At 64.9% G+C, this 23,807-nt stretch carries 18 protein-coding genes; 11 read left to right on the top strand and 7 right to left on the bottom strand.

The genetic code is table 11. The features are described 5' to 3' along the window. Positions 1–51: 51 nt before the first annotated feature. Both dnaA and IPM18_13730 read right to left on the bottom strand, forming a co-directional pair. On the bottom strand, positions 52–1,449 hold the full coding sequence (gene dnaA / locus IPM18_13735; protein MBK9120641.1) for a chromosomal replication initiator protein DnaA: 1,398 nt from the start codon (positions 1,447–1,449) through the stop codon (positions 52–54). Positions 1,450–1,727: 278 nt separating this feature from the next. After that, entirely contained in the window at positions 1,728–2,639 is a 912-nt protein-coding gene (locus tag IPM18_13730; protein ID MBK9120640.1) for a GNAT family N-acetyltransferase, read from the bottom strand. Between the two features lie 109 nt (positions 2,640–2,748). Here IPM18_13730 and IPM18_13725 point away from each other — a divergent pair, with 109 nt between their 5' ends. The 5 genes from IPM18_13725 to IPM18_13705 all read left to right on the top strand — a co-directional run bounded on the left by IPM18_13725 (position 2,749) and on the right by IPM18_13705 (position 10,698). Continuing rightward, positions 2,749–3,378 (top strand): redoxin domain-containing protein, encoded by a 630-nt coding sequence (locus IPM18_13725; GenBank protein MBK9120639.1) that lies wholly within the window; start codon positions 2,749–2,751, stop codon positions 3,376–3,378. A gap of 251 nt (positions 3,379–3,629) precedes the next feature. Then, complete coding sequence (locus IPM18_13720; GenBank protein ID MBK9120638.1) at positions 3,630–4,088, top strand: thioredoxin family protein; 459 nt, start codon at positions 3,630–3,632, stop codon at positions 4,086–4,088. A gap of 90 nt (positions 4,089–4,178) precedes the next feature. Continuing rightward, positions 4,179–5,108, top strand: coding sequence for a hypothetical protein (locus IPM18_13715; GenBank protein ID MBK9120637.1), 930 nt, complete (start codon positions 4,179–4,181; stop codon positions 5,106–5,108). Between the two features lie 130 nt (positions 5,109–5,238). Continuing rightward, entirely contained in the window at positions 5,239–8,268 is a 3,030-nt protein-coding gene (locus IPM18_13710; protein MBK9120636.1) for a VWA domain-containing protein, read from the top strand. A 189-nt stretch (positions 8,269–8,457) separates the two neighbouring features. Continuing rightward, positions 8,458–10,698: a GreA/GreB family elongation factor gene (locus IPM18_13705; GenBank protein ID MBK9120635.1), complete on the top strand. Its 2,241-nt coding sequence runs from the start codon at positions 8,458–8,460 to the stop codon at positions 10,696–10,698. Positions 10,699–10,708: 10 nt separating this feature from the next. Here IPM18_13705 and IPM18_13700 read toward each other — a convergent pair whose 3' ends face one another. Then, the gene (locus tag IPM18_13700) at positions 10,709–11,662 is read right to left on the bottom strand and encodes a calcium/sodium antiporter (protein ID MBK9120634.1); all 954 of its coding nucleotides are present in this window, start codon (positions 11,660–11,662) and stop codon (positions 10,709–10,711) included. A gap of 218 nt (positions 11,663–11,880) precedes the next feature. Here IPM18_13700 and IPM18_13695 point away from each other — a divergent pair, with 218 nt between their 5' ends. The 5 genes from IPM18_13695 to IPM18_13675 all read left to right on the top strand — a co-directional run bounded on the left by IPM18_13695 (position 11,881) and on the right by IPM18_13675 (position 18,786). Then, complete coding sequence (locus tag IPM18_13695) at positions 11,881–13,479, top strand: sodium:proton antiporter (GenBank protein MBK9120633.1); 1,599 nt, start codon at positions 11,881–11,883, stop codon at positions 13,477–13,479. A 155-nt stretch (positions 13,480–13,634) separates the two neighbouring features. Further along, positions 13,635–15,137, top strand: a complete 1,503-nt coding sequence (locus tag IPM18_13690) for a leucyl aminopeptidase family protein (GenBank protein MBK9120632.1) — start codon at positions 13,635–13,637, stop codon at positions 15,135–15,137. Between the two features lie 52 nt (positions 15,138–15,189). Beyond that, on the top strand, positions 15,190–15,765 hold the full coding sequence (folE, locus tag IPM18_13685; protein ID MBK9120631.1) for a GTP cyclohydrolase I FolE: 576 nt from the start codon (positions 15,190–15,192) through the stop codon (positions 15,763–15,765). A gap of 315 nt (positions 15,766–16,080) precedes the next feature. Next, a complete protein-coding gene (locus tag IPM18_13680) occupies positions 16,081–17,877 on the top strand; it encodes a PAS domain S-box protein (protein ID MBK9120630.1) in 1,797 nt (598 codons plus the stop codon). A gap of 138 nt (positions 17,878–18,015) precedes the next feature. Continuing rightward, the gene (locus tag IPM18_13675) at positions 18,016–18,786 is read left to right on the top strand and encodes a hypothetical protein (protein MBK9120629.1); all 771 of its coding nucleotides are present in this window, start codon (positions 18,016–18,018) and stop codon (positions 18,784–18,786) included. Positions 18,787–18,853: 67 nt separating this feature from the next. Here the strand turns inward: IPM18_13675 and IPM18_13670 are convergent, their stop codons facing one another. From IPM18_13670 to IPM18_13655, 4 genes are all read right to left on the bottom strand, one after another. Next, positions 18,854–19,876, bottom strand: coding sequence for a DMT family transporter (locus tag IPM18_13670; protein MBK9120628.1), 1,023 nt, complete (start codon positions 19,874–19,876; stop codon positions 18,854–18,856). Positions 19,877–19,938: 62 nt separating this feature from the next. After that, positions 19,939–20,535: a dual specificity protein phosphatase family protein gene (locus tag IPM18_13665; GenBank protein ID MBK9120627.1), complete on the bottom strand. Its 597-nt coding sequence runs from the start codon at positions 20,533–20,535 to the stop codon at positions 19,939–19,941. 198 nt (positions 20,536–20,733) lie between these two features. Continuing rightward, entirely contained in the window at positions 20,734–21,399 is a 666-nt protein-coding gene (locus IPM18_13660; GenBank protein ID MBK9120626.1) for an isochorismatase family protein, read from the bottom strand. A gap of 290 nt (positions 21,400–21,689) precedes the next feature. Then, positions 21,690–22,181 (bottom strand): hypothetical protein, encoded by a 492-nt coding sequence (locus IPM18_13655; GenBank protein ID MBK9120625.1) that lies wholly within the window; start codon positions 22,179–22,181, stop codon positions 21,690–21,692. Positions 22,182–22,382: 201 nt separating this feature from the next. Between IPM18_13655 and glmM the strand changes: the two genes are divergently transcribed. Next, on the top strand, positions 22,383–23,729 hold the full coding sequence (gene glmM, locus IPM18_13650; protein MBK9120624.1) for a phosphoglucosamine mutase: 1,347 nt from the start codon (positions 22,383–22,385) through the stop codon (positions 23,727–23,729). The last annotated feature ends 78 nt before the right edge of the window (positions 23,730–23,807 follow it).

Below are 23,807 nucleotides of genomic sequence, written 5' to 3'. Positions count from 1 at the left end.
AAGGAAACGGTCGGCGGCCTCCATGCCGCCGCCGTTGACGCCGGGGGCGCGCTAGTGCGCGTCGGGCCCGAGTGCGAGGCGCTGCTCAAGCTCCTCGAGCAGTTCGCGGCCCGGCACACTGCGTGGCCCGGCCGGCGTCTTCCACGCGACCGCGCCATCACGGTTCAGCAGTTCATCGATACGTCGCACGGCCATCAACACGGTGGAATGTTGCTTGTTGCCGAGCAGGCGCCCGATTTCAGGAAGACTGAGACGCGTGTGTTTCCGGATCAGATACATGGCGATGCTGCGCGCCGTAGTCACGTTGCGGTCACGTGAACGGGAATGCAGCGCATCGCGAGTTACCCCGAAATGGGCCGCTACCATCCGCTCGATTGCGGGGGCATCGGTGGGCCGCATCGCCGACACGTAATCCTCGACGGCACGGCGTGCGAGGTCGAGTCCGAGGGGCTCCTTCATGAGTGATGCGATCGCGGCCAGCTTGTAGAGCGTCCCTTCCAGCTCGCGGACGTTGCGCGTTACGTGCCGGGCGACGAAATCGAGCACGTCGTCCGGGAGCGTCACGAGCATGCTGCGGGCCCGCCGGCGGAGGATTTCGCGGCGGGTGTGGTAATCCGGCGGATCGATGCGCACGATCATGGCTGCGATCATGCGATCGAGCAACTTCTCGCTGAGCGAGCTGATGCTGCGCGGGTGCGTGTCAGACGAGAGCACGACGGCCTTCCCCGAGGCGTCGATGGCGTCGAAGGTATGCTGGAACTCGTCTTGCGTGCCTTTCTTGTTTGCCAGGAAGTGGATGTCGTCGATGACGAGCAGGTCCACTTGCCGGAAGCGCTTGCGAAACGCGTCCAGGCGGTTGGCCTTGACCGCGTAGATGAACTCGTTGGTGAACTCCTCGCCGGAGAGATAGCACCAGTGCAGCGACGGGTGCCGGCGCGTGAGTGCATTGCAGAGCCCCTGCAACAGGTGTGTCTTGCCGAGGCCGGAGCCGCCGTGAATGACCAGGTGCTTGAAGGCCTCGCCGGGGGCGCGCGCGACGGCATTGGCGACCGAGAATGCGAGCTCGTTCGAGGGGCCGACGACGAAGTCCTCCAGTTCCCGCCGGAGTATGACCTCGGCCGTCGGGGGTGGATGCGCGCGCATCATGGGCGCAGGGCTCGCCGGTCCTTCGGGGGCGTCGCGAGCGCCCGCGCTGCTGTCGGCCGCGACGCAGATGGCGACACTCGGATCGCCGCCCACCACATCCCGCGTAGCCGCGACCAGGTCATTCATGAAGCGCGAAGTGATCCAATTGCCGATGAAGGCGTTGGCGACGGTGACATCGAGGCGGTCCCCCGTCAGTTGAAAGTGCGTCGAGCCACCGAACCACGTGCGGTACGGGTTGGCACCGACCCGTTGGGCGACTTGTTCACGAATGGCGCAGACCTTCTCCACCACCGGTTCTTCCACGGTTCACCTCGGGGCGCCTGCTTCTATCGAACGGAAAAACGAAACGTTAAGCGGCGGTCATCGAGCGTTGCCTTTCCCGCTAACACAATCGTGAGGGGCATGATACCGCGCGTCCGAGAACGACGCAATGACCGGTTCTCATTGCGTAGACACACATGCGCGTAAGCCGCGTATTCGCAATCGCTGAAGCACACAAAAAAATCCGTCATTCACAGCTTATCCACAGTCTGTCCCGGCAAGCGTCCACAGGTCGGACACCGGCGGGCGCCGCGCGCCGCTTACGACCACGTTTTGAGCCACGCGTCGCGCTCTGTCACGGGCTGTAAACCGAAGCGCGCATACAGTCGCCTTGCGGGTGTGTTGCGGGCGTCGACGACCAGCGTGAGTTGCCGCACACGGCGTGCGCGGCACTGTGCCAGCGCACGGCGCAGCAGCAGGTCGCCTACACCGCGGCCGCGAAACGACGGGACGACACCCATGTACACGACCTCAAGTGCGGTTGCCTGCGGGAGTTCCGCCAACAAGAGGCAGCCGGCCGCCGCGCCCTCGACACGCACGATTTCCCACAGTGCGGGCACGAAGCGCCCGGACGCCTTGTGCGAGGCGAGTACGTCCTCCATCGGCCGCAGCCCTGAGAGTTCCGGACAGTCTTCACTGGCTTCGTATGTCTGTTGAATGACCTCGGTGAATACCGTGGCCGCGGCGGGGGTAAAGTTCTGCCACTCCGCCCGGGCCGGATCAGGTTCGTCGACCCACGGATAAGTAGCGTCGCGTTCCAGGTAGATCAGCCGGGTCAGATGACGGAAGCCCGATTGCACCAGCAACTCCCTGCGTCCGGCCGAGTGCGGTTCGACCAACGCCTGGACGTAATGCAATGCGTGTGCGGCAAGCTGCTCGAGGGCCGCGTGGACAATTTTCGACTGCAACCTGGGAGCGATTCCGGGCGCGTGGGGCTGGGGCAGCAGCAGGATGGCAGTCCGGCCGGGTAACAGCAGTGCGCCTACGATCGCCCGCGGTGCGGTAGAAGGACCGCAGCGCAGGCCCCACCACGTCATGGGACTGTCAGCCAGGTAAGTGCGGAACTGCCGCACCGCCGCCGCGGGGGCGCCGCCGGGGATCTCGGGTGGTGCGAGCAGCAGCGGCAGCGCTTCAGCGAGTTCACTCTCGGGTACGGAGTCAAAAGTGCACATGCGCTCAGCCCATTCAGCGGTGAGATCGACGGTCCGCACTGGCGATGTGTGCGCAGCGGGCTACAATCGACCTTGAGCCGAGACGCATTTTGGTGAGGAGACTGATTCCATGCAAATCGAGCGTAAGCTATTGGCGCTGCTGACCTTTGGGTTGCTGGCGGGTGGGGTCGTGTTCGCGCAGGAAGGCGCGAAGAAGGACGATGGGAAGAAAGATGAGGCGCCGAAGACCGCGAAGGTGGGCGAAGCTGCGCCGGACTTCACGCTAAAGGGTTGCTGTGGCACGGAATGGAAGCTTTCCGACCATCAGGACAAGGTGGTCGTGCTCGAGTGGACCAACCAGGAGTGCCCGTGGGTGATCCGGTCGATTCCGCACGTGAAGGAGCTGGTGAAGAAATACGCCGACAAGGACGTGATCTGGATGCCGATCGAGAGCACGCGTACTCGGAAGGCCGAAGAGAATGTGAAGTACATCAAGGACAAGGAACTGCCCTTCAAGACGATCCTGATGGACAATGATGGCGCGGTCGGCCGCCGCTATGACGCCAAGGTCACGCCGCATGTGTTCGTGATCGCCAAGGGCAAGCTCGTGTACGCCGGCGCGCTGCACAACGACCAGCACGGAAACAAGGAAGCTTCCGAAGTCCGGAACTACGTGGATGACGCGATTCAGGCCGCGCTCGACGGCAAGGAAGTACCCGTGGCCGAGACGCGCCCCTGGGGTTGCACGGTCAAGTACTAGGAGTTTCCCAGACCCTCCCCTCCCTGTCAGGGCGGGGTAGGGGGGCGGGTTGAGATTCCGTTGCAGAACGCCCCTTTCCCGGCCTGTCTACCAGGGGGCAGGGTAAGTGGGGATGGTTTTGAAGTACGGTGCGACGCTGGGAGGTGGGAGTGAAGTTCTTCGCCGCTGCGAGAACAAGCGCTAACCCCGCCTTGGCATGCGTTGCTGAGCTTCCGCTGATCCGCTCTCACGACCGACGTACGCTGGGCCGGATGGCAGTCTTGCTGCTGTCCGGCCTGTTCTGTATCGGCCTTGCTGGCTGCACGGCGGGCCCGAAGTGGGACCCTCGGCCGTACCAGGAAGCACACTATCGCGCCCGTGAGCGAAGTGCGATCACGCTGGTGTATTTCCGAAGCTGGTACTCGGTGGCATGCACGCGGTTTGAGGAGCGAGTGCTGGCGGATGCGGAAGTACGCGCCGAAGCCGACCGTCTGGTGTGTGTCCAACTTGACTACGATGCCTACCTGCCATTTGCGGAGCAGTGGGGTGTCGACCTGGTTCCGGCGATCGTGCTGATCGGGCCGAGCGGCGAACTGCTCGCACGGTTGGAACCTCCGATCAGCCCGGAGGCGCTGCTTGACGCGATCCATCGCGTGCGGGACAAGGTGTACGGCACGGAGAGCAGCCCGTCCGGGTTGAAGCTGCCGCTGCCGCGTCTGCCTGGCACATAACCGACGCAATGTGGGTCGGCGCGTGCGCGGTGTCCCATGGCCATTGGACTGGATCAAATGTCGCGGTTCAGAGGCGGTCTGAGAGTTGCCTTGCTCCTGGCCGCATCCTGGATGGTGGGCGGCTGCGAAGAACGCGGCCAGTCGCCCGGCGCGAGCACGGTGCTCCGGATCTTCGGGCGCACCGGACTCGGACCGGTAGAGTTCAGCTATCCCCGGGCGTCGTTCGTTGGACTCGACGGCCTCTACTACGTGGTCGATAAGGTCGGCAGAATCCAGGTACTCACCGCCACCGGGGAGTTTGTGCGCGAGTGGACCATGCCGGAGGTGGCCGCCGGCAAGCCGACGGGCTTCGGCATGGGGCCGGACGGGCGCATCTACATCGCCGATACGCACTACGCCCGCGTCGCGATCTACGAGCCGGACGGCACGCTCGTCCGCATGATGGGCGGGCAACGCGGCCGTGGTCCGGGTCAGTTCATCATGCCGACGGATGTCGCCGTGGATGCCGACGGTTTCATCTTTGTCGGCGAGTACGGCGGCAATGACCGCATCAGTAAATTCAGCCCGGAGGGGGACTACCTCTTCAGCTTCGGGCAGCCGGGTAATGGTCCGGGCGAGTTGCAACGGCCGCAAGCGCTTGTGTTCGACCGGGAGGGGGTGCTCTGGGTGGCGGACTCGTGCAATCATCGGATCTGCAGTTTCACCCGCAGCGGCGAGTTTCTCGCCGCCTTTGGCCAGAGCGGCCGGGCACCGGGACAAATGCGTTTTCCCTATGGGCTCGACTGGCTCGCGGACGGTACACTCGTGGTGGCGGAATACGGGAACAGCCGCATTCAGCGCTTCGATCGGGCGGGACGCTCACTTGGCACCTGGGGCTCTGCCGGTCGCCGGCCGGGTGAACTGGCATACCCATGGTCCGTCAGTGTCGGGCCGCGCGACCAGCTCTTCGTGCTCGATTCCGGGAACAATCGGGTGCAGGTTCTGAAGGGTGCAAGTGGTGCCGGCTGGCAACGGCCGTAACGGCCATGGAGTTCTTGGCCGATTGCTTTGTGACTTGTGCCCGGGTGTTACCACCCGGCGGAGCGTGGTACATTGCGTGGACGCAAGGTACGCCTGAACCAGCCGTTACGAACATTGAGTGGGAAGCACAATGCTGGCGTGGTATCACTTTGAAACGCCCAGCTATCTCGCGCTGCTGGCGCTGCTGCCGCTGATCGTGGCCTTGTCCGTGCGTTCGCTCGCTGGATTGGGGCCGGTGCGGCGCTGGTTTGCCATCACGGCCCGGTGCCTCGTACTGCTTACGATGATCCTCGCCTTGGCAGGCGTGCAGCGCACGCAGCGGCTCGACAACCTCACGGTGGTTTTCCTGATTGATCGTTCACGCAGTGTGCCGGATGACTGGCAGCGCCGCGCGTTGGACTTTCTGCGGGCGGCGGGGGAATGGCGCCCGATCGACGATCGCGTCGGGGTGATTGCATTCGACGGCACGGCCGATGTGGAGCAGACGCCGATGCGGACCGTAGCGTTGCAGGCGCTCAGTCCGCCGGTCGCGCCGGATCAGAGCAACCTGGCCGGTGCGGTCCGCATGGCCCTCGCCTTGCTGCCATCGGACACCGCGGGCCGCATCATCCTCATCACCGATGGTAACGAGAACGCCGGGGACATCCTCTCGGAAGCCCAACGTCTGGCGGCCGCCGGTGTGCCGATCGATGTTGTACCGATTCTTTACGAGCACACCAACGAGATCGTCTTCGAGAGTCTCAAGGCGCCGCCTCTCGCAGCGACGGACGAAGCGGTCAACCTGCAGATCGTGGTGCAGTCGCAGCGACCGACCACTGGCCGAATTCTCCTGCGGCACAACGGGCGCGTGCTCGACCTCAACCCCGGCGACCCGACGGACGCCGGGTACCGCGTACAGCTCGATGCCGGCCGCAACCGGTTCGTGCTCAAGCAGGAACTGGTCGAGGCGGGTGCGAATCGCTTCGAGGCGGAGTTCGTCCCGGATAACCCGGCCGACGATACGATCATCGCCAACAACACGGGACAGGCCTTTACCCTTGTCTCCGGGCAGGGTCGCATCCTGATTCTGGCGCCTGCCGCCGAAGTGAATGTGGCGGGCTCATCGGCCCGCATTCTGCAACAGGCGCTGATGCGGGAACGCGTGGTTGCCGAGGTCGAGGCCGCCGGCGAACGCGTCCTCGACCAGGTGGAATTGCTCGAGTACTCGGCGGTGGTACTGGCCAACGTGCCGGCCAACGATCTGCGGGAGAGTGAGCGGCAGGTGCTCGCGACATACGTCCGCGAGCTGGGCGGCGGGCTCATCATGCTCGGTGGAGCCGGGTCCTTCGGCGCCGGTGGCTGGATGGGTTCGCCGGTGGAAGAGGTGATGCCGCTCAGTTTTGACATCAAGCACAAGCGCCAGTTCATCAAGGGCGCGCTCGTGCTGGTGATGCATGCCTGTGAGATCGAGCGTGGCAACTACATTGGCGAGCGCTGTGCAATCGAGGCCGTCAAGACCCTCAGTAGCCGCGACCTGATCGGCATCACGGCCTGGCGCTGGTTCGACGACACGCGGCATCACTGGGTGGTGCCCTTGCAGGAAGTGGGCGATCGCAGTGCGATCATCCACGCCATCCGCACCATGAGCATGGGGGATGCACCGGATCTCGATCCGATGATGCGGCCGGGTGTCGAGGCCATGATCGCGCGCCAGGATGTCGGGCCGAAGCACATGATCGTGATTTCGGACTTCGACCCGGCCCCACCGCGCGATGACCTGTTGGACCTGATGGCGAAGCACGGCATTACGTGCTCAACGATTCCCATCGGCTACGGCGGGCATTTCGTCGATGAAGCCAAGGCCCGCGAAATTGCGCAGCGCACCGGCGGACGCTGCTACCCGACGCGGGACTTCGACAAGCTGCCGCAGATCTTCGTGAAGGAATCGCGGGAGATTCGCCGCGATCTGATCCAGGAGGTCCGCTTCACGCCGCGACTGGTGGGACCCACCTCGCCGCTCACGCCCGGGCTGACCGGCACAGGGCTGCCCGACCTCAAAGGTTTCGTGCTGACGACGGCCAAGCCGCTCGCCGAGATACCGATTGTTCGCCCGGGCGATGATGGTGACGACCCGGTTCTGGCGCACTGGCAGGTCGGACTCGGCAAAACGGTGGCCTTCACCAGCGGCGAGTGGCCAAGTTGGGGCTCCGACTGGGCTGGTTGGGACATGTTCAGTAAGTTCTGGGCTCAGACGGTACGGTGGGTTTCGCGCCAATCCGACGCGGCCGCTTTCGACGTGACGACGACCGTTTACGGGGGCACCGCACGAATCCGCATCGACGCGCTTGACCAGAACGCGGATGTCATCAACTTTATGGAGGTCGCCGGAGTCGTCGTGAACCCAAGTCAGGCGGCCACACCGCTGCGCCTGACCCAAACGGGTCCGGGACGCTACGAGGCCGAGTTCGACGCCCGCGAGCGTGGTAATTTCATCGTGAACTTGTCCTACCTCATGGGGCAGGGCGAGAGTGCGGTCAGCGGCTCTCTGCGTACGGGCGTTTCGGTGGCCTACTCGCCTGAGTACAGCCAGTTGCAGGCAAATCGCCCCCTGCTCGAGGAGTTGGCACAGCGTACGCGCGGGCGGGTGCTTGACATCCAGCAGGGCGCGACGGCCTTCGACCGAACCAACCTGCCCCGGGCCGAGGCGCGCCTCGCCATGTGGGAGACGCTTTTGCGGTGGATGCTGCTGCTGTTTCTGATCGATGTGGCCATTCGTCGAATTGCAATCAATCCTGCGGAGGTAGCGCGGCGTTTACGTCGCTTCATCGCGGAAATGGCTGGGCGCGAGCGGCCTACCGCCCAGAGTGAGACAGTCTTGAGCACACTCAAGGGAACGCGGGAGCGCGTACGGGACGAGCGCGCGGCCCACGCTGTGCCGCTCGAAGCTGGGACGCCCCCCGACCGCTCGGCCCGGTATATGCCACCCGCCTCGGACCACCAGGCCACGGAGGATCTGAGTCGAGCGCTGGGGGGGGCAACCGAGCAGGATGCGCCGGTAGTAGCGCGTCCCACCGGAAAAAAACCGGCTCAGAGCGAGGGGGACTATACGTCGCGGCTGCTGAAAGCGAAGAAACGGGTCCGGGAGGACTTGGAGCAGAGAAGCGATGAAAACGCCCCTTGATGCAGGGGTGTCGGCAAGGAGTGTGGGGTCCGGCCGCGGGGCCACAGGCGGGGGTTGGAAGGGGCCGGGAGCGGACCTGACCGGGGAGTGGGAAATCGGTTATGATAAGGGGTCTGTCGAAATGAGCCGGTGGCGCGCGGCATGGCGCGGCCTGATCACCGGATTGCAACACCATTTGGCGAGGCCTCTATGGGTGCGACCGAACTGCTGGAGCTGGCGCGCAGCGGAGATTTTGGCAAGTTTGAGACCCGCTGTCTGGAATTGCTTGAGACCGGCCAGCTCGAACTACCCCAACTGGTCGTACCCTTCGAACACTGGGAGCGGCGGGGCGAAGCCCAGCGGCTGCCCACTCTTGCCCAGATGGCCGTTGAGACCGCGGGTGCCGACAGCCACCCGAAGGCCGCACTCGCGCTCATGAAGGTGGCGCTGGTGGCGTCACCCAAAAATGATGCGCTGCGGGCCCAGGCCGTTGAGCTGTACCGCGCCGTGTATGGTGCTCAGCCCGGTTTCGAACTGGTGCTGGAGGCCTCCGGCCTGACCGGTGGTCGGCCGGTCCGCATGGCGCTGAAACTGCTGGATATCTGCCTTACGCTGAAGGTGGGGGATACGCTGATCAGCCGGATGGACGATCGCGTGGTCGAGGTGACGGAGATCGATCGCGACAATGGGTTGTTCACGCTGCGTCGCGACGGGCGGACGACGACACTACCCGCGCCGGAAGTGGTTCGCGAGTACGATCGCATCGCCGCGGATGACTTCCGGGTCGTGCGGCAGTTGCATCCCGACCAGTTGCTTCAGCAGATTCAGAATGATCCGGTCGCCGTTGTGATCGGCCTGATTCACGCCCATGGCGAGATGATCGATTCGGATCAGTTGAAGGCCGACCTTGTGCCGCGGTACATCGACCCAAAGGCTTGGTCGAAGTGGTGGACCCGGGCGCGCGACCACCTCAAGCGCTCCCCGCATGTCATCATGGAAGGCCGTTCGCCGGTGCTGCTGTCGTATTCGGCGGCCGGGCGCACGCTCGAACAGGAGGTCTGGGAGGCGCTTGAGGGGCAGAATGAACCCGTCGACTGGATGACGACGATTGAGGGGTACCTGCGCGAGACCACGGCCCGCAAGGAACAGCCGGATGCCGGCCTGCTGCAGCGGTTTGTCGCGCACGTGGAGAAATACTTCACCGCGGTGGTGGAGCGTCGGCCGGCGGAGGCGCTGACGTGCGCGCTGCTGCTTGAACGGCTGGCGGAGAAAGGCGTGCCTTCGGCCGGCACGGATGAACCGCGTTCGGTCACGGTGCTTCGTAACGCCGCTGATCCCGGATTGTTGCTGCGCGGAGTGCCGCACGAAGGGTTGCGCGAGTTGGGGTTGCAGTCCCTGCAAACGACCCGTCCTGCGGACTGGCACGAGATCGCGATAGCGTGGCTGTCGACGGCACCGGCAGGTCTGCTCGACAAGCTCGCGGCGGGCATCGTTGAGGCCGGGCATGTGCCGGCGGTTCAGCGCTTCGTCGATGCGGGGCTGAGCGATCCGCCGCACCACCCCGAACTGATCTACTGGCTGTGGAAAGGCCCCAAGGTGGCGGATGCCCTGCGATTGCCGAGCGACGACGAGCTCTTCCGCCTGATTCTCGATACCCTGAGCGGCTTGGGCCGGACCGTGACGGCCGCGCCGGAGGTCGTACGTGAGTTCCGCCAACGGGCCAAGGCCGCCCTGGCGCTGCGCAGCTACGCGCGCGTCGCGGCGAGCGTGCAGCGTATGAGCCCGGAAGCAGCCATCACGGTTCGGCGGCAGCTCGACCGGCTGGAGGGCCTGGGGGAGAACACGCCGGCCAAGCTCCTCGACCTGCTGCGGGATGTGCACCCGCACCTGTGGGCGGTGAAGGCCCGCCGGGTCGAGATGTGGCAGGATCCCGATACGATCTGGACAACTTCCCAGGGGCTCCAAATGCGCCTGGCCGAGCGGGACGAGGTCCTGAACGTGAAGATGCCGGAGAACGCGCGGCGCATCGGAGAAGCGGCCCAACTCGGCGATTTGAGCGAGAACTCGGAATACAAGTTTGCGATCGAGGAGCGTGACCTGCTGCGCGCCCGGCTAGCACAGCTCAATGATGACGTGACGCGGGCCCGCACGCTGGAGCCCGATGCGGTTCCCGAAGACAGCGTCGGCATCGGCTCGCGCGTGACGTTGCGTGATACGTCCACGGGCGCCGAGCGCCGGATGACCTTCTACGGGCCCTTCGATACTGACGTCGATCGCGGCATTTTCAGCTACCAGGCCCCGGTATCCCAGCGGATCATGGGGACACGTGTCGGCGATCGGGTGCGCTTCCCGTTGGACGGCAAAGAGGTGGAGTTCGAGATCGTGCAGATCGTCAATGCGCTGCGGGAGCGGCGCGACGCTGGCATGAGCAGTCTCGCCGAACGCCGCTGAGCAGGGACGGTTACCTGTGCGGCGGCATGGCATGGGCCCCCGTCCAGAGCAGGTAGCCCGCGTACAGTCCGAGCAGCAACCAACCCTGTCGACGGGTGATCGTGCGGGCATTGGTCCATCCGACCAGGCAGAAGATCACACACGCCCCCATCATGACCGCCCCGTCAAAGTGCGCAATGGCCCGCGTAATCGGCAAGGGCGAGATCACGGCGGTCAGTCCGGTGACAAACAGCACGTTGAAGATGTTGCTGCCGACGATGTTGCCGAGGGCGATGTCGGGCTGCTGCCGCCGCGCGGCCACAATCGTGGTCGCCAATTCCGGCAGACTTGTGCCGACGGCCACAATCGTGAGCCCGATGATGTGCTCGCTCACGCCCAGCAGCCGAGCGAATCCCGTACCGCCGGTCACCAGCAACCGGGCCCCGACCACCAGGCCGATGATTCCGAGCACGACCAGAACGACGTTGAAGGAGCGCGAGCGCAACCAATGCGCGTGCGGGTTCAGCGGCGGAACTTCATGTTCACCGCCGAGACGGTAGGCCAGCACGGTATACACGATCAGGGCGAGTACGAAGACCATGCCGATCGACCGGGTCACCTCCTCGGCCAGGACCATCACCACGCCGAGGGCAAGGCAACTGACGAGCATCACCGGACCGTCCCAACGGATGATGCTGCGGGAAATCGGAATGGGCTGCAGGGCGGCGGCAACGCCGAGAATCAGCAGCAGGTTCGCGATATTGCTGCCGACCACGTTTCCGACGGCAATGTCTGCGGCCTGAGTCAATCCGGCGTAGATGGTTACGGCGGCCTCGGGGGCGGACGTGCCGAAGGCCACGACCGTCAGCCCGATCACGAGGGTCGGCACGCCGAAAGCGGCCGCGAGGCGCGCCGCGCCGCGTACCAGCGCTTCACCGCTCACTGCCAGCAGCGCCAGGCCGCCTGCTATGAGCAGAGTATCCAAGAGCCAGGTAGGCATTCCACCTCGTCGCTGCAGCGCCACGGCCGGCCCGCGCGCACTCCGCACGGGCCAATGGCTCGCGTGGCCGGGGACGGGATTGTACGCGCCCGGCGGCACCCTGGCGAAATTGCGGTCCGGGTGTCGGCCGATACAATGGGTGCCATTGGGAGTGGCTTGCCGCCTGCGGTCTGGTGGCGGCCACGGACCGAGGATTCATCTTGATGCTCGCGCTGCTGGCTGAGGCGGTCTACGTGCCGTCTCTTGTCTGGGTGTGGCCGTTCGCTGCGTTGCTGCTTGCAATCGCCCTCTTTCCATTGCTGAAGCCGACGCATCACTGGTGGGAACACAACCGCAGCAAGCTGCTGGTTTCGCTGTTGCTCGCCGCCGTGACGCTGGTGTATTACGGCCTGCGTGAGCAGGGCGTGGTTCCCCATGGGAGCCACGATGACGGCAGCGCTGCTGCCCACAGCGCACCCCACGACACTCCTGGAGGGGATCCGCCGCATCCGCCGCTGACCATGCCGGACGACACGGAAGGTCAGGTTGCGGGGGGCCCGGCTGGGGAGCATGCAGAGGCCTCACACCCGGAGTTGCCGGCGTCCCCGCACCACGCAGCGGCGCGTACGGCGCGGGGTCTGCCCACTGTGGTGGAGGTGCTGCGCGCTGCGGTGCTCGCCGAGTACGTACCTTTTCTCACGCTGCTTTTCAGTCTGTACGTGATCACTGGGGGCATCGTCGTGCGGGGTGACGTGCGCGCGACGCCACTGGCGAACACCGCAATTCTCGCAACGGGTGGCCTGCTCGCGAGTTTCATCGGCACGACGGGCGCCGCGATGGTGCTGATCCGCTTCCTGCTCAAGACCAATTCGGAGCGAGTACGGAAGGTGCATACGGTCGTCTTCTTCATCTTTATCGCCGCGAACGTGGGGGGGACGCTGTTGCCGATCGGCGATCCGCCGCTGTTTCTCGGCTACCTGCGCGGCGTCGACTTCCTCTGGACGCTGCGTCTCTGGAAGCCCTGGCTGTTCATGCTGATCGCGCTGCTGGTGATCTACTTCCTGTGGGACACCTGGGCCTACAAGCATGAATCGGAGGCCTCGCTGCGCCGTGATGCGTACCAGTACCAGCCGCTCAGCGTGGCCGGACTGATCAACATCGTATTCCTGCTCGGCGTCGTGCTGGCGGTGGCGCTGCTCGATCCGTCGAAGGATATTCCGGGCACGGAAATGCTGTTGGGTCGGCCGCTGCGGGCGTTTCCGTACCTGCGGGAAATGGTGCAACTGGCGATGGTGGGTCTCTCGCTGCTTCTGACCGCGAAGGCCCTGCGGATCGAGAACCAGTTCAACTATGTGGCCATCGGCGAGGTGGCCTGCCTGTTCATCGGGATCTTCATTACGATGCAGGTGCCGATCGAGATTCTGAATGCGCAGGGCGCCGCCCTGGGACTCACGCAACCGTGGCAGTTCTTCTGGGCCACCGGTGTGCTGAGCAGCTTCCTCGACAATGCCCCCACCTACGTCGTCTACTTTGAGACGGCTGTGGCCCTCCCGTTGGAACAGACGCTGGCCGGCCTGCCGGGTGACGCCATCGTGCATTTGCCCGGTAATCGCAACCTGCCGGAGCTGCTGTTGCAAGCCATCAGTCTCGGGGCGGTGTTCATGGGCGCCAACACGTACATCGGTAACGGTCCGAACTTCATGGTGAAGGCGATTGCGGAGCAGGCCGGCGTGAAGATGCCCAGCTTCTTCGGGTACATGCTCTTTTCGGGGCTGACCCTCATCCCCCTGTTCATTCTCCTCACGGTGCTCTTCTTCCTCTAAAGCGGCACCTCGTCTGGCGCGCTCCGCAGGTCCGCGGCCGCGCTGACGGCGTGCGCCATTCGTGGTACGCTCCCGGTATGGTTCAACGCCCCGGCGGCGTCCGTGGCCGGGAGGTCCGGCGGTAGGGCGCGAACTAGGGAAAGCTGAGGATACGCATGCCGTCACCCGGAACGGATTTCATCTTCCAGAGCGGGGGCAAAGGGGCGCCCAGGGGCGAGGTGCTCGTCGTGCCGTTGCTGGTGCAACCGCAGCCGCCGATGCAGATGGTCACGGCGCTGGACCGCTATTGCGGTGGAGCGGTGGCGGAGCTCATTGCGGTGCATGCGTTGCATGACGAAGTGGGCCACGTCGCGCACGCGACTACCGGAGCCGCGCTGCGGCGCGTACTGCTCGTCAGTCTCGGGGACGTTGCCAACCTCTCGGCCGCCGAGGTGCGCCGGGCCGCGGCCAGTGCAGCACGCTGGCTGATGGCCGAAGGCATCCGCACGGCGTCACTCTGGGTGGATGCGCTGTCGACCGCGGGATCGGAGCCGTACGCCGGTGAATGGGCGCAGGGCATGGTGCTGGCGGGCTTCCGCTTCAACTTGTACCAGGAGAGTGATGGAAAAACTCCGGACACGATCACGCTCGAAGTGCGCTCGGGCGAGGCGGGGCATGCGGCCCGAGTACTGCCGGAGATGAAGGCGGGCGTGACGCTCGCGCAAGCCGTGAACTATGCGCGGCGGCTCGCCCACGAGCCGGCCAACGTGCTGAACCCGGAGACACTTGCGGCCGAGGCCCGGAAGTTGGCTAAGCACCCGCGGATTCGTTGTACGGTTTTCCATCGCGACCAGCTCAAGCGCATGGGGATGGGGGGCCTGCTGGCCGTGGGTGCGGGGGCGCAGCCACCTCCATGCCTGATCCAGCTCGAGTATCGTGGCGCAGCGAATATCCGGGCGCGGACCGTCCTGGTGGGTAAGGCCATTACCTTTGATACCGGCGGCTACTCGATCAAGCCGGCGCAGGGACTCGAAGGGCTGAAGTTCGACAAGTGCGGCGGCACGACTGTGCTGGGCATCCTCAAGGCCGCCGCGGACCTTGGACTGAAGTGCCAGCTCGTTGGGCTCATCGCCGCGGCTGAGAATGCCATCTCCGACCGGGCCTATCGGCCGGGTGACATCCTGCGCATGATGAGTGGCAAGACCGTGGAAGTCATCAGCACCGATGCCGAGGGACGCCTGGTGCTCGCGGATGCGCTGACGTATGCGCAGGAGAAACTACGACCGACCGTGCTGATTGATCTGGCAACGCTGACGGGCGGTGTCGGCATTGCGCTGGGCAAGGCGGCGGCCGGCCTCATGAGCAACGACGATGAGCTCGCCGCCGATCTCGGCGAGGCCGGGCGCCGCACGCACGAGCGTCTCTGGCGCCTACCGCTGTGGAACGATTACCGCGAACTGATCAAGAGCAGCGAGGCGGACATCAAGAATTCCGCCGGCAAGCGTGATGCGCATGCCATCGTAGGCGGCATGTTTCTGAAGGAATTCGTGCGGCCGAGCGTCCCGTGGGCCCACCTCGATATCGCCGCGGTCTCGACGGAGGAGAACGGCCGCGGAAAGGTGGCAACGGGCTTCGGTGTGCGCCTGCTGATCGAGTACCTGCGGCGCCGCAGCGTCTAGATGGTCGCTTGGAAGGCGCGCTGCCGGCGCTGCCGAGAGGGAGCCGAGTGCGATGAAGACCGGATCGGAGATGGATCTGCCGCGCATTGAGCGGGCGGTGCGTGAAATCCTTGCAGCAGTCGGCGAGGATCCCGCGCGCGAGGGACTACGGGATACACCCGCGCGCGTCGCGCGCATGTATGCGGAGTTGTTCGCCGGCTTGCGACAATCCCCCGACGAGCATTTGCAGGCGGTCTTCGACGAAGACCACCACGAGATGGTCGTCCTGCGGGATATCGCCTTCAACAGCATGTGCGAACACCACCTCATGCCGTTCGAGGGCAAGGCCCACATTGCGTACATCCCCGGCGGCAAGGTGCTTGGCCTCTCCAAGCTGGCGCGGATCGTGGATGTTTTTGCACTGCGGCCGCAGGTGCAGGAACGGCTGACGTCGCAGATTGCGGATGTGCTGGCAGAGCGGCTCAACGTGCGGGGCTGTGCGGTGGTGCTCGAGGCCGTACATACCTGTATGACATGCCGGGGGGTGAAAAAGTCGGGTAGTGTGATGATCACATCGGCACTGCGTGGGATGATGCACACGAACGAGGCGACCCGGGCGGAGGTCCTCTCGCTGCTGCATAAGCGCTGACTGGGTCCGCCTGGTCCTGCGGTACAGGGGTGAGTAGCGCACGCCATGACCCGGAGGATGGGGCGGGGGGCCGCCTCCCCTGAGTTCATGGGTTACTTTGGCCATGTGGCCCCCGCACAAGGTCTGCGCGAAAGGGATTGGCTGGACAGTCGGAGCGGACCCACCTACCATGACAGGGTGTTCGAAGCCGATACCAATGTCGCACCGCACGGGCGCGCTTGGCGTCTTGATGTGGCGACACACCGCTGCAATCCGCCTTGCTGAACGTGCTGCACGGGGCGGTGTCATGGCTGCCCCACGCTCGAGAGTGATGCCATGGCCCAATCTTCGGCGCCGGATGCACGCACGTGGACCGTTTCGCAGCAGCCCGCTCTGCGGTCCGCCGTGTTGTACTTCGTCCTCGCCACGGTCTACATCATCGTATCGGATCAGCTTGTGACCGGTGGGCCGGCACCGCTGCAGACGCTGAAGGGGATTCTGTTTGTAGCGCTGACCGCTGTGCTCACCTACTACCTGATCGCCCGGAGTTCGAACGCGCTGGAACGTTCCCACCGCCGCGTACGTGAGAGTGAAGCGCGGCTGCGACGTATCATCGAAGCCAGCCCCAACGCAGTCATCACGCTCGATGAAGACCTGCGGATCGTGCAGTGGAGCCGTGCGGCGGAAGAGCTTTTCGGCTGGCCGGCGGCGGAAGCGCGCGGGCAGGAATTCCTGGAGCTGCTGATACCCGCCGCGGCGCGCAGCGATGCGGAGCGCCGCCTGCGTATGGCGCAGCAGGGTGAAAATGTCATGGGGACAGACTGCCAGGCGCGCACGCGCGACGATGGTCGGCGCTGGATGCGCTGGACGGTCAACCGCGTGCAGAGCCAGGAGGTCGGGGTAACCGAGTTGCTGGTGGTCGCGGAAGACGTGACCGAGCGGCGTGAACTCGGGGAGCGGCTGCGGCAATCGCAGAAGATGGAGGCGATGGGACAACTGGCCGGAGGTGTGGCGCACGATTTCAACAACATCCTGACGGCGATCATGTGCTACGCGGAGCTGCTCAAGGCCGACCTCCGCCCGGGCGTCCCGGTGACCGCGGCGGCCTGCACGGATGTGGACAACATCATGACCGCGACGGAGCGCGCGGCCCTGCTGACGCGGCAGTTGCTCGCCTTCAGTCGCCGGCAAGTCGTGCGCGCGGAAGTGCTGTCGCCCAATCGGGTGATCGAGAACCTCGCCCCCATGCTCCGACGGCTGATCCCGGAGAACGTGGCGCTGATCCAGCAACTCGCCCCGGAAATCTGGTCCGTGCGCGCCGACGCGACCCAGCTCGAGCAGATCCTGCTGAACCTTTCCATCAACGCCCGCGATGCCATGCCCGGTGGCGGCCGCCTCATCATCGAGACCCGCAACGAGACGCTGGCAGCCGCGGATGTCGTCAACCTGGCCCCGCTGCAACCCGGGATGTATGTCTGCCTGGCGATCACGGACAACGGGATCGGGATGGATGCGGCCACCAGGGACCGCATTTTTGAGCCGTTCTTCACCACCAAGGGGGCCGGGCACGGCACTGGCCTGGGACTGCCGACGGTACTCAGCATCGTCGAGCAGAGCGGGGGACAGATCTCGGTCAACAGCGAGCCGGGCAAGGGTTCGACGTTCAGGATCTACCTGCCGGCGCTGCCGAAGGACCAGCCGGTGGGTGCGGCGGGACCGGTCCCCAGCGAGGTGCTCCATGGCACGGAGACGATCGCCGTGTGCGAGGATGACGACTCGGTGCGTACCCTGACCTGTCGAGCGCTGCTGGGTCACGGTTACCACGTGATTGACGCGAAGCATGGGGAGGAGTTGTTGGCCCGTGCTGCGGCTCACCGGGGCACGATCGACCTGCTGGTGACGGATGTCGTGTTGCCGGGAATGAATGGGCGCGAGGTGGCGGAGCGGATGCGGGCGACTCGCAGGGAACTCGCGGTGCTCTATGTATCGGGCTACACCTCCGATATCCTGGCCGCCGGAGCGCTCGGTGACCACAACGCCAGGTTTCTCGAAAAGCCGTTTGTGCCCCGCGTGCTTCTCCAGAGTGTCCGGGAAATCCTCGACCGGCGGTTGGTTCAGCAACCAGCCCGATAAGCACAGCAGTCCCGATTCCCTGCATGGGCTCAAAGCCGGGTGGTTTCGTTGTGTTCAGGCGCGAGGTAATGTCGATCATTGCCATACTTCCTCTGGCGGACAGTGCAGCCGCAGTCACAACGTCCACGGAGGAGCACGATGCAGCACACATTCACGCGTTCAACCTCCGGCTGGTTGCTCCTAGCCGTCGCTGGTTTCTTGTCCACCGTGGCATGTGGGGACGTTATCTGGGTCAACCCGGCTGCCGACAAGGTCACCGGGGACCCCCTCAGTGGCGTGCTCGCCGCGCATGCCCGCTATCGGGTGGACCACAACAACTGGGACGCGCTGCTGGACCGAGATCGCACACCGGGTAACGGCAACGATCTCGGCACCCTGCACTTGGGCAACAACAGTGGCATGCATTCCACCTGGTTCAATTTCACACTGGACTACCACGTTGGCAGCGGCTTCTCGTTCGCGCTCGTCAACACCGGCACGGGTAGCCAGCAACTGGTGAACTGGAGCGGCACCCTGCCGGGCTCGTTCAACACGCTGAACCTGGAAGCGCGGGCGACCTCCACGGCGTCGGCTGGGTATGATCTCGATGTCCGCAACCTGTCCCTTACAGCAGGGGCCATTCCCATCCTGGGGAGCTTCAGTGACCTGGACGTCAGTTCGCCCGTCGGAACTGCGACCGAGTTGCGGTCGGCGCTCGTGCTGGCGGACTTTGACCTCTCTTCGGTGAATTGGACCCTGAGCGGCGCGGTGCGACCGTCCTTGTCGGCCCTCAGCGGCAACAACCCCTCGGAGCGGCTGCGGCTGTATATCGACGCCCGCGACACGGCCGCCACGGTTGTTCCAGAACCGTCCTCCGCTTGGCTGCTGTGGGGCAGCGTGTGGTTGGCCACATGGTGTCGGCGACGTTGAGATATGCCAAACGGCAACCACTCGCTGCGGCCGGTGCCTGCCAGCATGTCTGCACCCAGCCGCAAGTCTACGGCTGTTCAGGTCGCAGCATGGTTTGCAGCGCTTGCTGCCAAGCCGCCTGCTGGGCGGGGTCCACGAATTGCACCAGCAGCACGCCACAGATGGCGGCCGCCAAGGCAAGGTAGTGGCGCAGCAGCAACCGTTCGTGCAGGAAGATGGCCGCCAGAACGCAGGCCATGATGGCCGAAGTCTGGTTGAGCACCGCTGCAACGGAGGTGTAGGTGTACTTGAACCCAGCCGTCCAGAACAGAATGGAGAAGTAGGTCCCGAGCAGGGCGGCGGGTACGGCCGTACGCCAGACGCGCGTTGGGCGGAACACCCCGAGGTGTGTGCGCAGCGAGCCGGAAAGCAGCATGAAGAGGACGAGCCCCCCCAATCCGGCGGCCATGCGCAGCGTGGTGATGGGAACGAGTGGGTAGCGACGGATGAGCGGCGTGACGACCACAATCGCCCAGGCCATCGTGCCCATGGCCACGATTCCCAGCACAATGCCAAGCGCAATCTGCGTCGGGGTGCGGTCGGTGGGGGGGCGATGACGTGAGGCGACCAGAACGGCTAGTAGAATCAGCACGACGCCGGCGCCCTGCACCCACCCGAGCTGCTCCGACAACAGCACCCACGAAAAGAGCACCATGAATGGTGTGTAGGTACACTCGGCAATCGTCAGCAGTCCCACGCCCGTCAACCGCAGTGCGGCGAAGACAAGGGTGTCGGCCAGTGCAATCCCCACGATACCGCTAAGCAGCAGCAGTGCAATCTCACCATTCTGGAGTGGTTCCGGGGCACTTTCCGCAGGTCCCTGCCACACCAGCGCACCGGCGGGGGCCCAGACCAGGCCGACCGCGAGGGTGGCCGTCAGGCAGACGAGCGCGATCGCGTTCTTGAAAAGGTTGAGGGCGATGGGCTCGATATGTTCGCCGCTACGTTTGAAGAGGACCAGCGCCGTCGCCCAGGTGACGGCGGCCATCAGTGCCGATGACTGGCCGATCAGATGGTTGAACTCGGTGGCTGCGACCAGCACGCCCGGCATGCGAGGACCTCAGATTGCGATGGCGGTTGACGGTCAGGCCGCAGCCGGGTTGCGGAAGAACATCAGGGTGCGGTGCCGGCGCCGTAGGTGTGCTCGATCCACTCGCGCCGGGGTTCGAAGATCGCGATCAGGCGGGTCATCGCCGGCCGCGCGCCCGCGAAATGTCCCTGGAGCAGCGTCAATTCCTGCAGCGCTTCGTCGCGTGTCGCACCTTGCATCATGCGCCACATCGCGGCGGCCGCGCCGGAGCGGTCGGCGCCGGACTGGCAGTGCAGCAGTACCGGCCGTTCAGCGTTTTCCAGCGCGTCAAAGAGCAACAGCAGGACTTCGCGCGAGGGCATGCGGCTGGCGCTCATCGGGATATCGATCAGTGTCACGCCCGCGGCCTGCGTGGCCGCGCGCTCGCGGTCGTACCAGACTTCGCCGGGGTTGGGCCCGCGCAGGTTGATCACCGTGCGAATTTCGTACGTTCGGAAGAGGAGGTCGAAGGTCGTCGGGTCAAGCTGGGCGGAACGGTACACCGCACCGGGGCTGACGACCCGAAAGTTGTCAAAAGGCGTGAGCGGTGCGAAGTCGTCCGCCTCGCCGAGTCCGCACCCGCCCAGTGGCATGACGAGTGCCAGTGTGACCACGATGATCCCAACGCGCCATGTTTGCATCCGCAGAGCCCTCCAGCAGCGCGCTCCGCGCACTGTACGGCGGATCGTAGCCGTGCGCCTGTGTCCTGGCCAACCGCGTCCGGGTGCGTGTGCCCTGGGCCCGCAGTTGGGCAGTTCACTTGGGAGATCCGTCGCAGTTCCCCCCCCAAGACCCGGGCGAAACGTCATCCGCTGGCGCTGCCCGCTCCCCCCGGCCGATCACGCCACCGAAAGCCGATGCAAGGCCCGGAGGCGGCCCCGGCCGCGTTCGGCCAGGCACGCGGCGATGAGCTGAGAGGTAGCGACCATTTCGCAGCCCTTGGCGGAAAGCTGGCGGAGGGTCATATCCCCGGCTTCGGTGTCCTGCCAGGCGCAGGCATCCTGCACGACCGTCACCTGGCGGTGCCGCAGCAGCAACCCAAGTGCGAGCAAACGCACACATTCTTCGAGCAGAGCACCGAAGAGAACAAAACGGCGGGCGGGCACCTCGGTCAGCAGTCGGTCGAGTTTGGGATTCGTGAACGGGTCGCGATGGTCCTTCGCGAAAATTGCCTGTTGATGCTGGTTGAGCAGATCGAGCGACACGCACAGGCAATTGTCCGAATCCACCCAGACGCGATCCGGCAGGAGCGTGCAGGTCAGCTTGCGCTGACCGGGACTGCCCTGGACGCAACTGGCGCGATAGACGCCGCGCACATCATTCGGACGGCGGGCATCGACACATGAGAGCGTGGGAACATGGGCCCAGCGCGCGAACGCCATCAGCCGCTTCAAGTTGGGCGCGACACGTGCTGCATTCGCACACGTCATCGCCCCGCCCACACACAGGTAATCTCGCTGCGAGCAGACGTCTACGAAGACGTCCTGCATCTGCGCACTTCGCACGGCCTCGTCCCTCCGAGAGTGAGCTGCTGCCGCATGTCGCCGATGCCAGTGGAAATGCCGATTCGCAGCGCTAGGGTGCGCCGCTATGAATCCGCGACATGATTACGACCAGTTGGGTCCAGCAGACGTGCGAACCACTTTCCTCCTCCTCCGCGGCGGATTCTAGCCCCGCATTCCAGGAGAAAGCAACGTAAAATCCGCGCTAGCACGAGCTTACATAGTTATAGGAACCCCCTCACCGGCGGCGTGCGTCCTCCGCGTCCCCCCCGCCTCCCCTTTCCTGCGGAACTTCAATCGACGACGAGGTTATTCACCGAAACCACCACGCCAAAGGCCAACCCATCGCCAAGAAACTGGAACACCAGTGTATCACCGCAGTCGAAGTCTTCACTGCGGACGAGCACCAGGGTGGTGCGCGCTATCGCGGCCGGCTCCTCGTCGCCAAAGAAGTACTGCGCGGCCCGATCGCTGAAGATGATGCCGAGCCGATCACACGCGAAGTTGAACTCGATCGAGTCACCCGGCTCCAGGTCACCAGTCGTCAGGGTCCGCGCCGGCTGCAGGAACGAGAAAAAGCCCCGGCGTTCCGCGTCGTACCGGATGCCCGGATCCACGATCAGGTTCGTATCATTGATAACCACCACCCGTACACTGCGAGGTGTTGGTGTCGGCGTGAACGTTCCATCCCCGAATCCATCCGGCAGTGTGATCGTCAGGCCGTCGCAACCCGCCAGCCCAAGCAGCAACCCGAACAGGGCGGTCCAGCGCATCCTGCGCATCATGCTTCACCTCTTGGCATCCGAAATCTTGCTGCCACGACCAAGGGCCGCACACGCGGTCCGTGGTGAGCCGCTTGCGGGACCCGCGGTGGTGCCCAATACTCTCCGGCCGAGACGCCACCGGAACCCGTTATCTGCAGTGTACTCGGACTACCGGCGGCGCTCAATTGACAAAGACCGGCTGCGGCCGACGAGGTTGGTGCGATGTCCTTGATGATCAGCGTATCCGGAATTCGCGGATTGGTGGGCCAGTCGCTTACGCCGGCCGTGGCGCTCGAGTTTGCACAATCTTATGGAACGTTACTGGATGGCGGCCGTGTGGCACTCGCCCGCGACACCCGACCGAGCGGTCCGCTGTATGAGGCGGCTGCACTCGCCGGTCTGCTCGCAGCGGGCTGCGAGGTAACTCAGCTTGGCGTGGCGATGACCCCAACGGTCGGTCGTGCAATCCAGGACGGCCAGATGAACGGTGGGATGATCATCACCGCCAGCCACAACCCGGAAGAATGGAACGGCCTGAAGTTCCTCGATGATCTGGGCGTGGCGCCCGATCCGCAGAAAGCTCGGCAGATTGTCGAGCTGCGGGAATCCAAGCAGTTCCAGCAGATCAAGACGGGGTTTCATGCGCCACGAACCGACGACCGCGCCGGCCGCAGCCACGTCGACGCGGTGCTCGGCGCGGTGGAGGTCGAGCGGGCTGGGTTGCGGGGCCTGCGGGTCGTGCTCGACAGCATCAACGGCGCGGGGTGCGCCGACACGCCCGCACTGCTACGCTCGTTCGGGTGTGAGGTGATCCACCTCAATGGCGAGCCCACCGGTCGCTTCGCCCATCGTCCCGAACCCATCCGGGAGAACCTCGGCGACCTCTGCGCCGCTGTTCGCGAACACCGTGCCCACGTCGGCTTTGCGCAGGATCCTGATGCCGACCGTCTTGCCATCGTGGACGAACATGGCACCTACATCGGCGAAGAGTACACTCTGGCTTTGGCGGTTTGGTCGGTTCTGTCACGCCGCGTCGGCCCGGTGGCTGCCAACCTGAGCACCTCGCGCATGGTCGACGAGGTTGCGAATCGTTATGGTGCACGGGTTTTCCGCACACCGGTGGGCGAGTCGCATGTGGCCCGTGCGATGCTCGCGAATGTGTGCATCATCGGTGGCGAGGGCAACGGCGGTGTGATCGATCCCCGGATCTGTTACGTGCGGGACAGTTTGTCCGCGATGAGTCTGGTGCTGCAACTGCTGGCGGCCACCGGCAAGTCGCTCAGCGGGCTCGTGGCGGAACTGCCGCAGTATGCCTCGATCAAGCAGAAGCTCGATCTGCCCGATCGCAGCCAGGCGGAGCCGGCGATCACGGCCGTCACCAGGGCCTTTTCTGACCGCCGGCCCAACACGTCGGACGGCGTCCGAGTGGATTTCGAAGCTGGCTGGATTCACCTGCGGGCTTCGAATACGGAGCCGCTCCTTCGGATCATCGTCGAGGGCCGAACCCCAGCCGACGCAGACAAGCTGCTTACGGAAGTCCGCGTGGCCGCCGGATTGCAGCCGATTTGAATTCGATGTGCGGTTGCACCCCGACGGCGGTGATCGTCGATAGGTTGCAGGTGGCCCCGCTGGAGGGGGCTATGTAGC

This window comes from Phycisphaerales bacterium, from assembly GCA_016716475.1.
Lineage (GTDB): Bacteria > Planctomycetota > Phycisphaerae > UBA1845 > Fen-1342 > JADJWG01.
The sequence above is the reverse complement of the archived record's forward strand: the minus strand, read 5'-3'. Positions and strand labels throughout refer to the sequence as shown.

Bases quoted from the DNA above. Each gene is read 5' to 3' on its own strand.
- IPM18_13655 (MBK9120625.1), bottom strand. From the start codon at position 22,181: ATGATGCGCAGGATGCGCTGGACCGCCCTGTTCGGGTTGCTGCTTGGG.
- IPM18_13665 (MBK9120627.1), bottom strand. From the start codon at position 20,535: ATGCAAACATGGCGCGTTGGGATCATCGTGGTCACACTGGCACTCGTC.
- IPM18_13710 (MBK9120636.1), top strand. From the start codon at position 5,239: ATGCTGGCGTGGTATCACTTTGAAACGCCCAGCTATCTCGCGCTGCTG.
- IPM18_13730 (MBK9120640.1), bottom strand. From the start codon at position 2,639: ATGTGCACTTTTGACTCCGTACCCGAGAGTGAACTCGCTGAAGCGCTG.
- IPM18_13705 (MBK9120635.1), top strand. From the start codon at position 8,458: ATGGGTGCGACCGAACTGCTGGAGCTGGCGCGCAGCGGAGATTTTGGC.
- glmM (MBK9120624.1), top strand. From the start codon at position 22,383: ATGTCCTTGATGATCAGCGTATCCGGAATTCGCGGATTGGTGGGCCAG.
- IPM18_13680 (MBK9120630.1), top strand. From the start codon at position 16,081: ATGGCCCAATCTTCGGCGCCGGATGCACGCACGTGGACCGTTTCGCAG.
- IPM18_13670 (MBK9120628.1), bottom strand. From the start codon at position 19,876: ATGCCGGGCGTGCTGGTCGCAGCCACCGAGTTCAACCATCTGATCGGC.
- IPM18_13720 (MBK9120638.1), top strand. From the start codon at position 3,630: ATGGCAGTCTTGCTGCTGTCCGGCCTGTTCTGTATCGGCCTTGCTGGC.
- IPM18_13675 (MBK9120629.1), top strand. From the start codon at position 18,016: ATGCAGCACACATTCACGCGTTCAACCTCCGGCTGGTTGCTCCTAGCC.
- IPM18_13725 (MBK9120639.1), top strand. From the start codon at position 2,749: ATGCAAATCGAGCGTAAGCTATTGGCGCTGCTGACCTTTGGGTTGCTG.
- folE (MBK9120631.1), top strand. From the start codon at position 15,190: ATGAAGACCGGATCGGAGATGGATCTGCCGCGCATTGAGCGGGCGGTG.
- IPM18_13695 (MBK9120633.1), top strand. From the start codon at position 11,881: ATGCTCGCGCTGCTGGCTGAGGCGGTCTACGTGCCGTCTCTTGTCTGG.
- IPM18_13690 (MBK9120632.1), top strand. From the start codon at position 13,635: ATGCCGTCACCCGGAACGGATTTCATCTTCCAGAGCGGGGGCAAAGGG.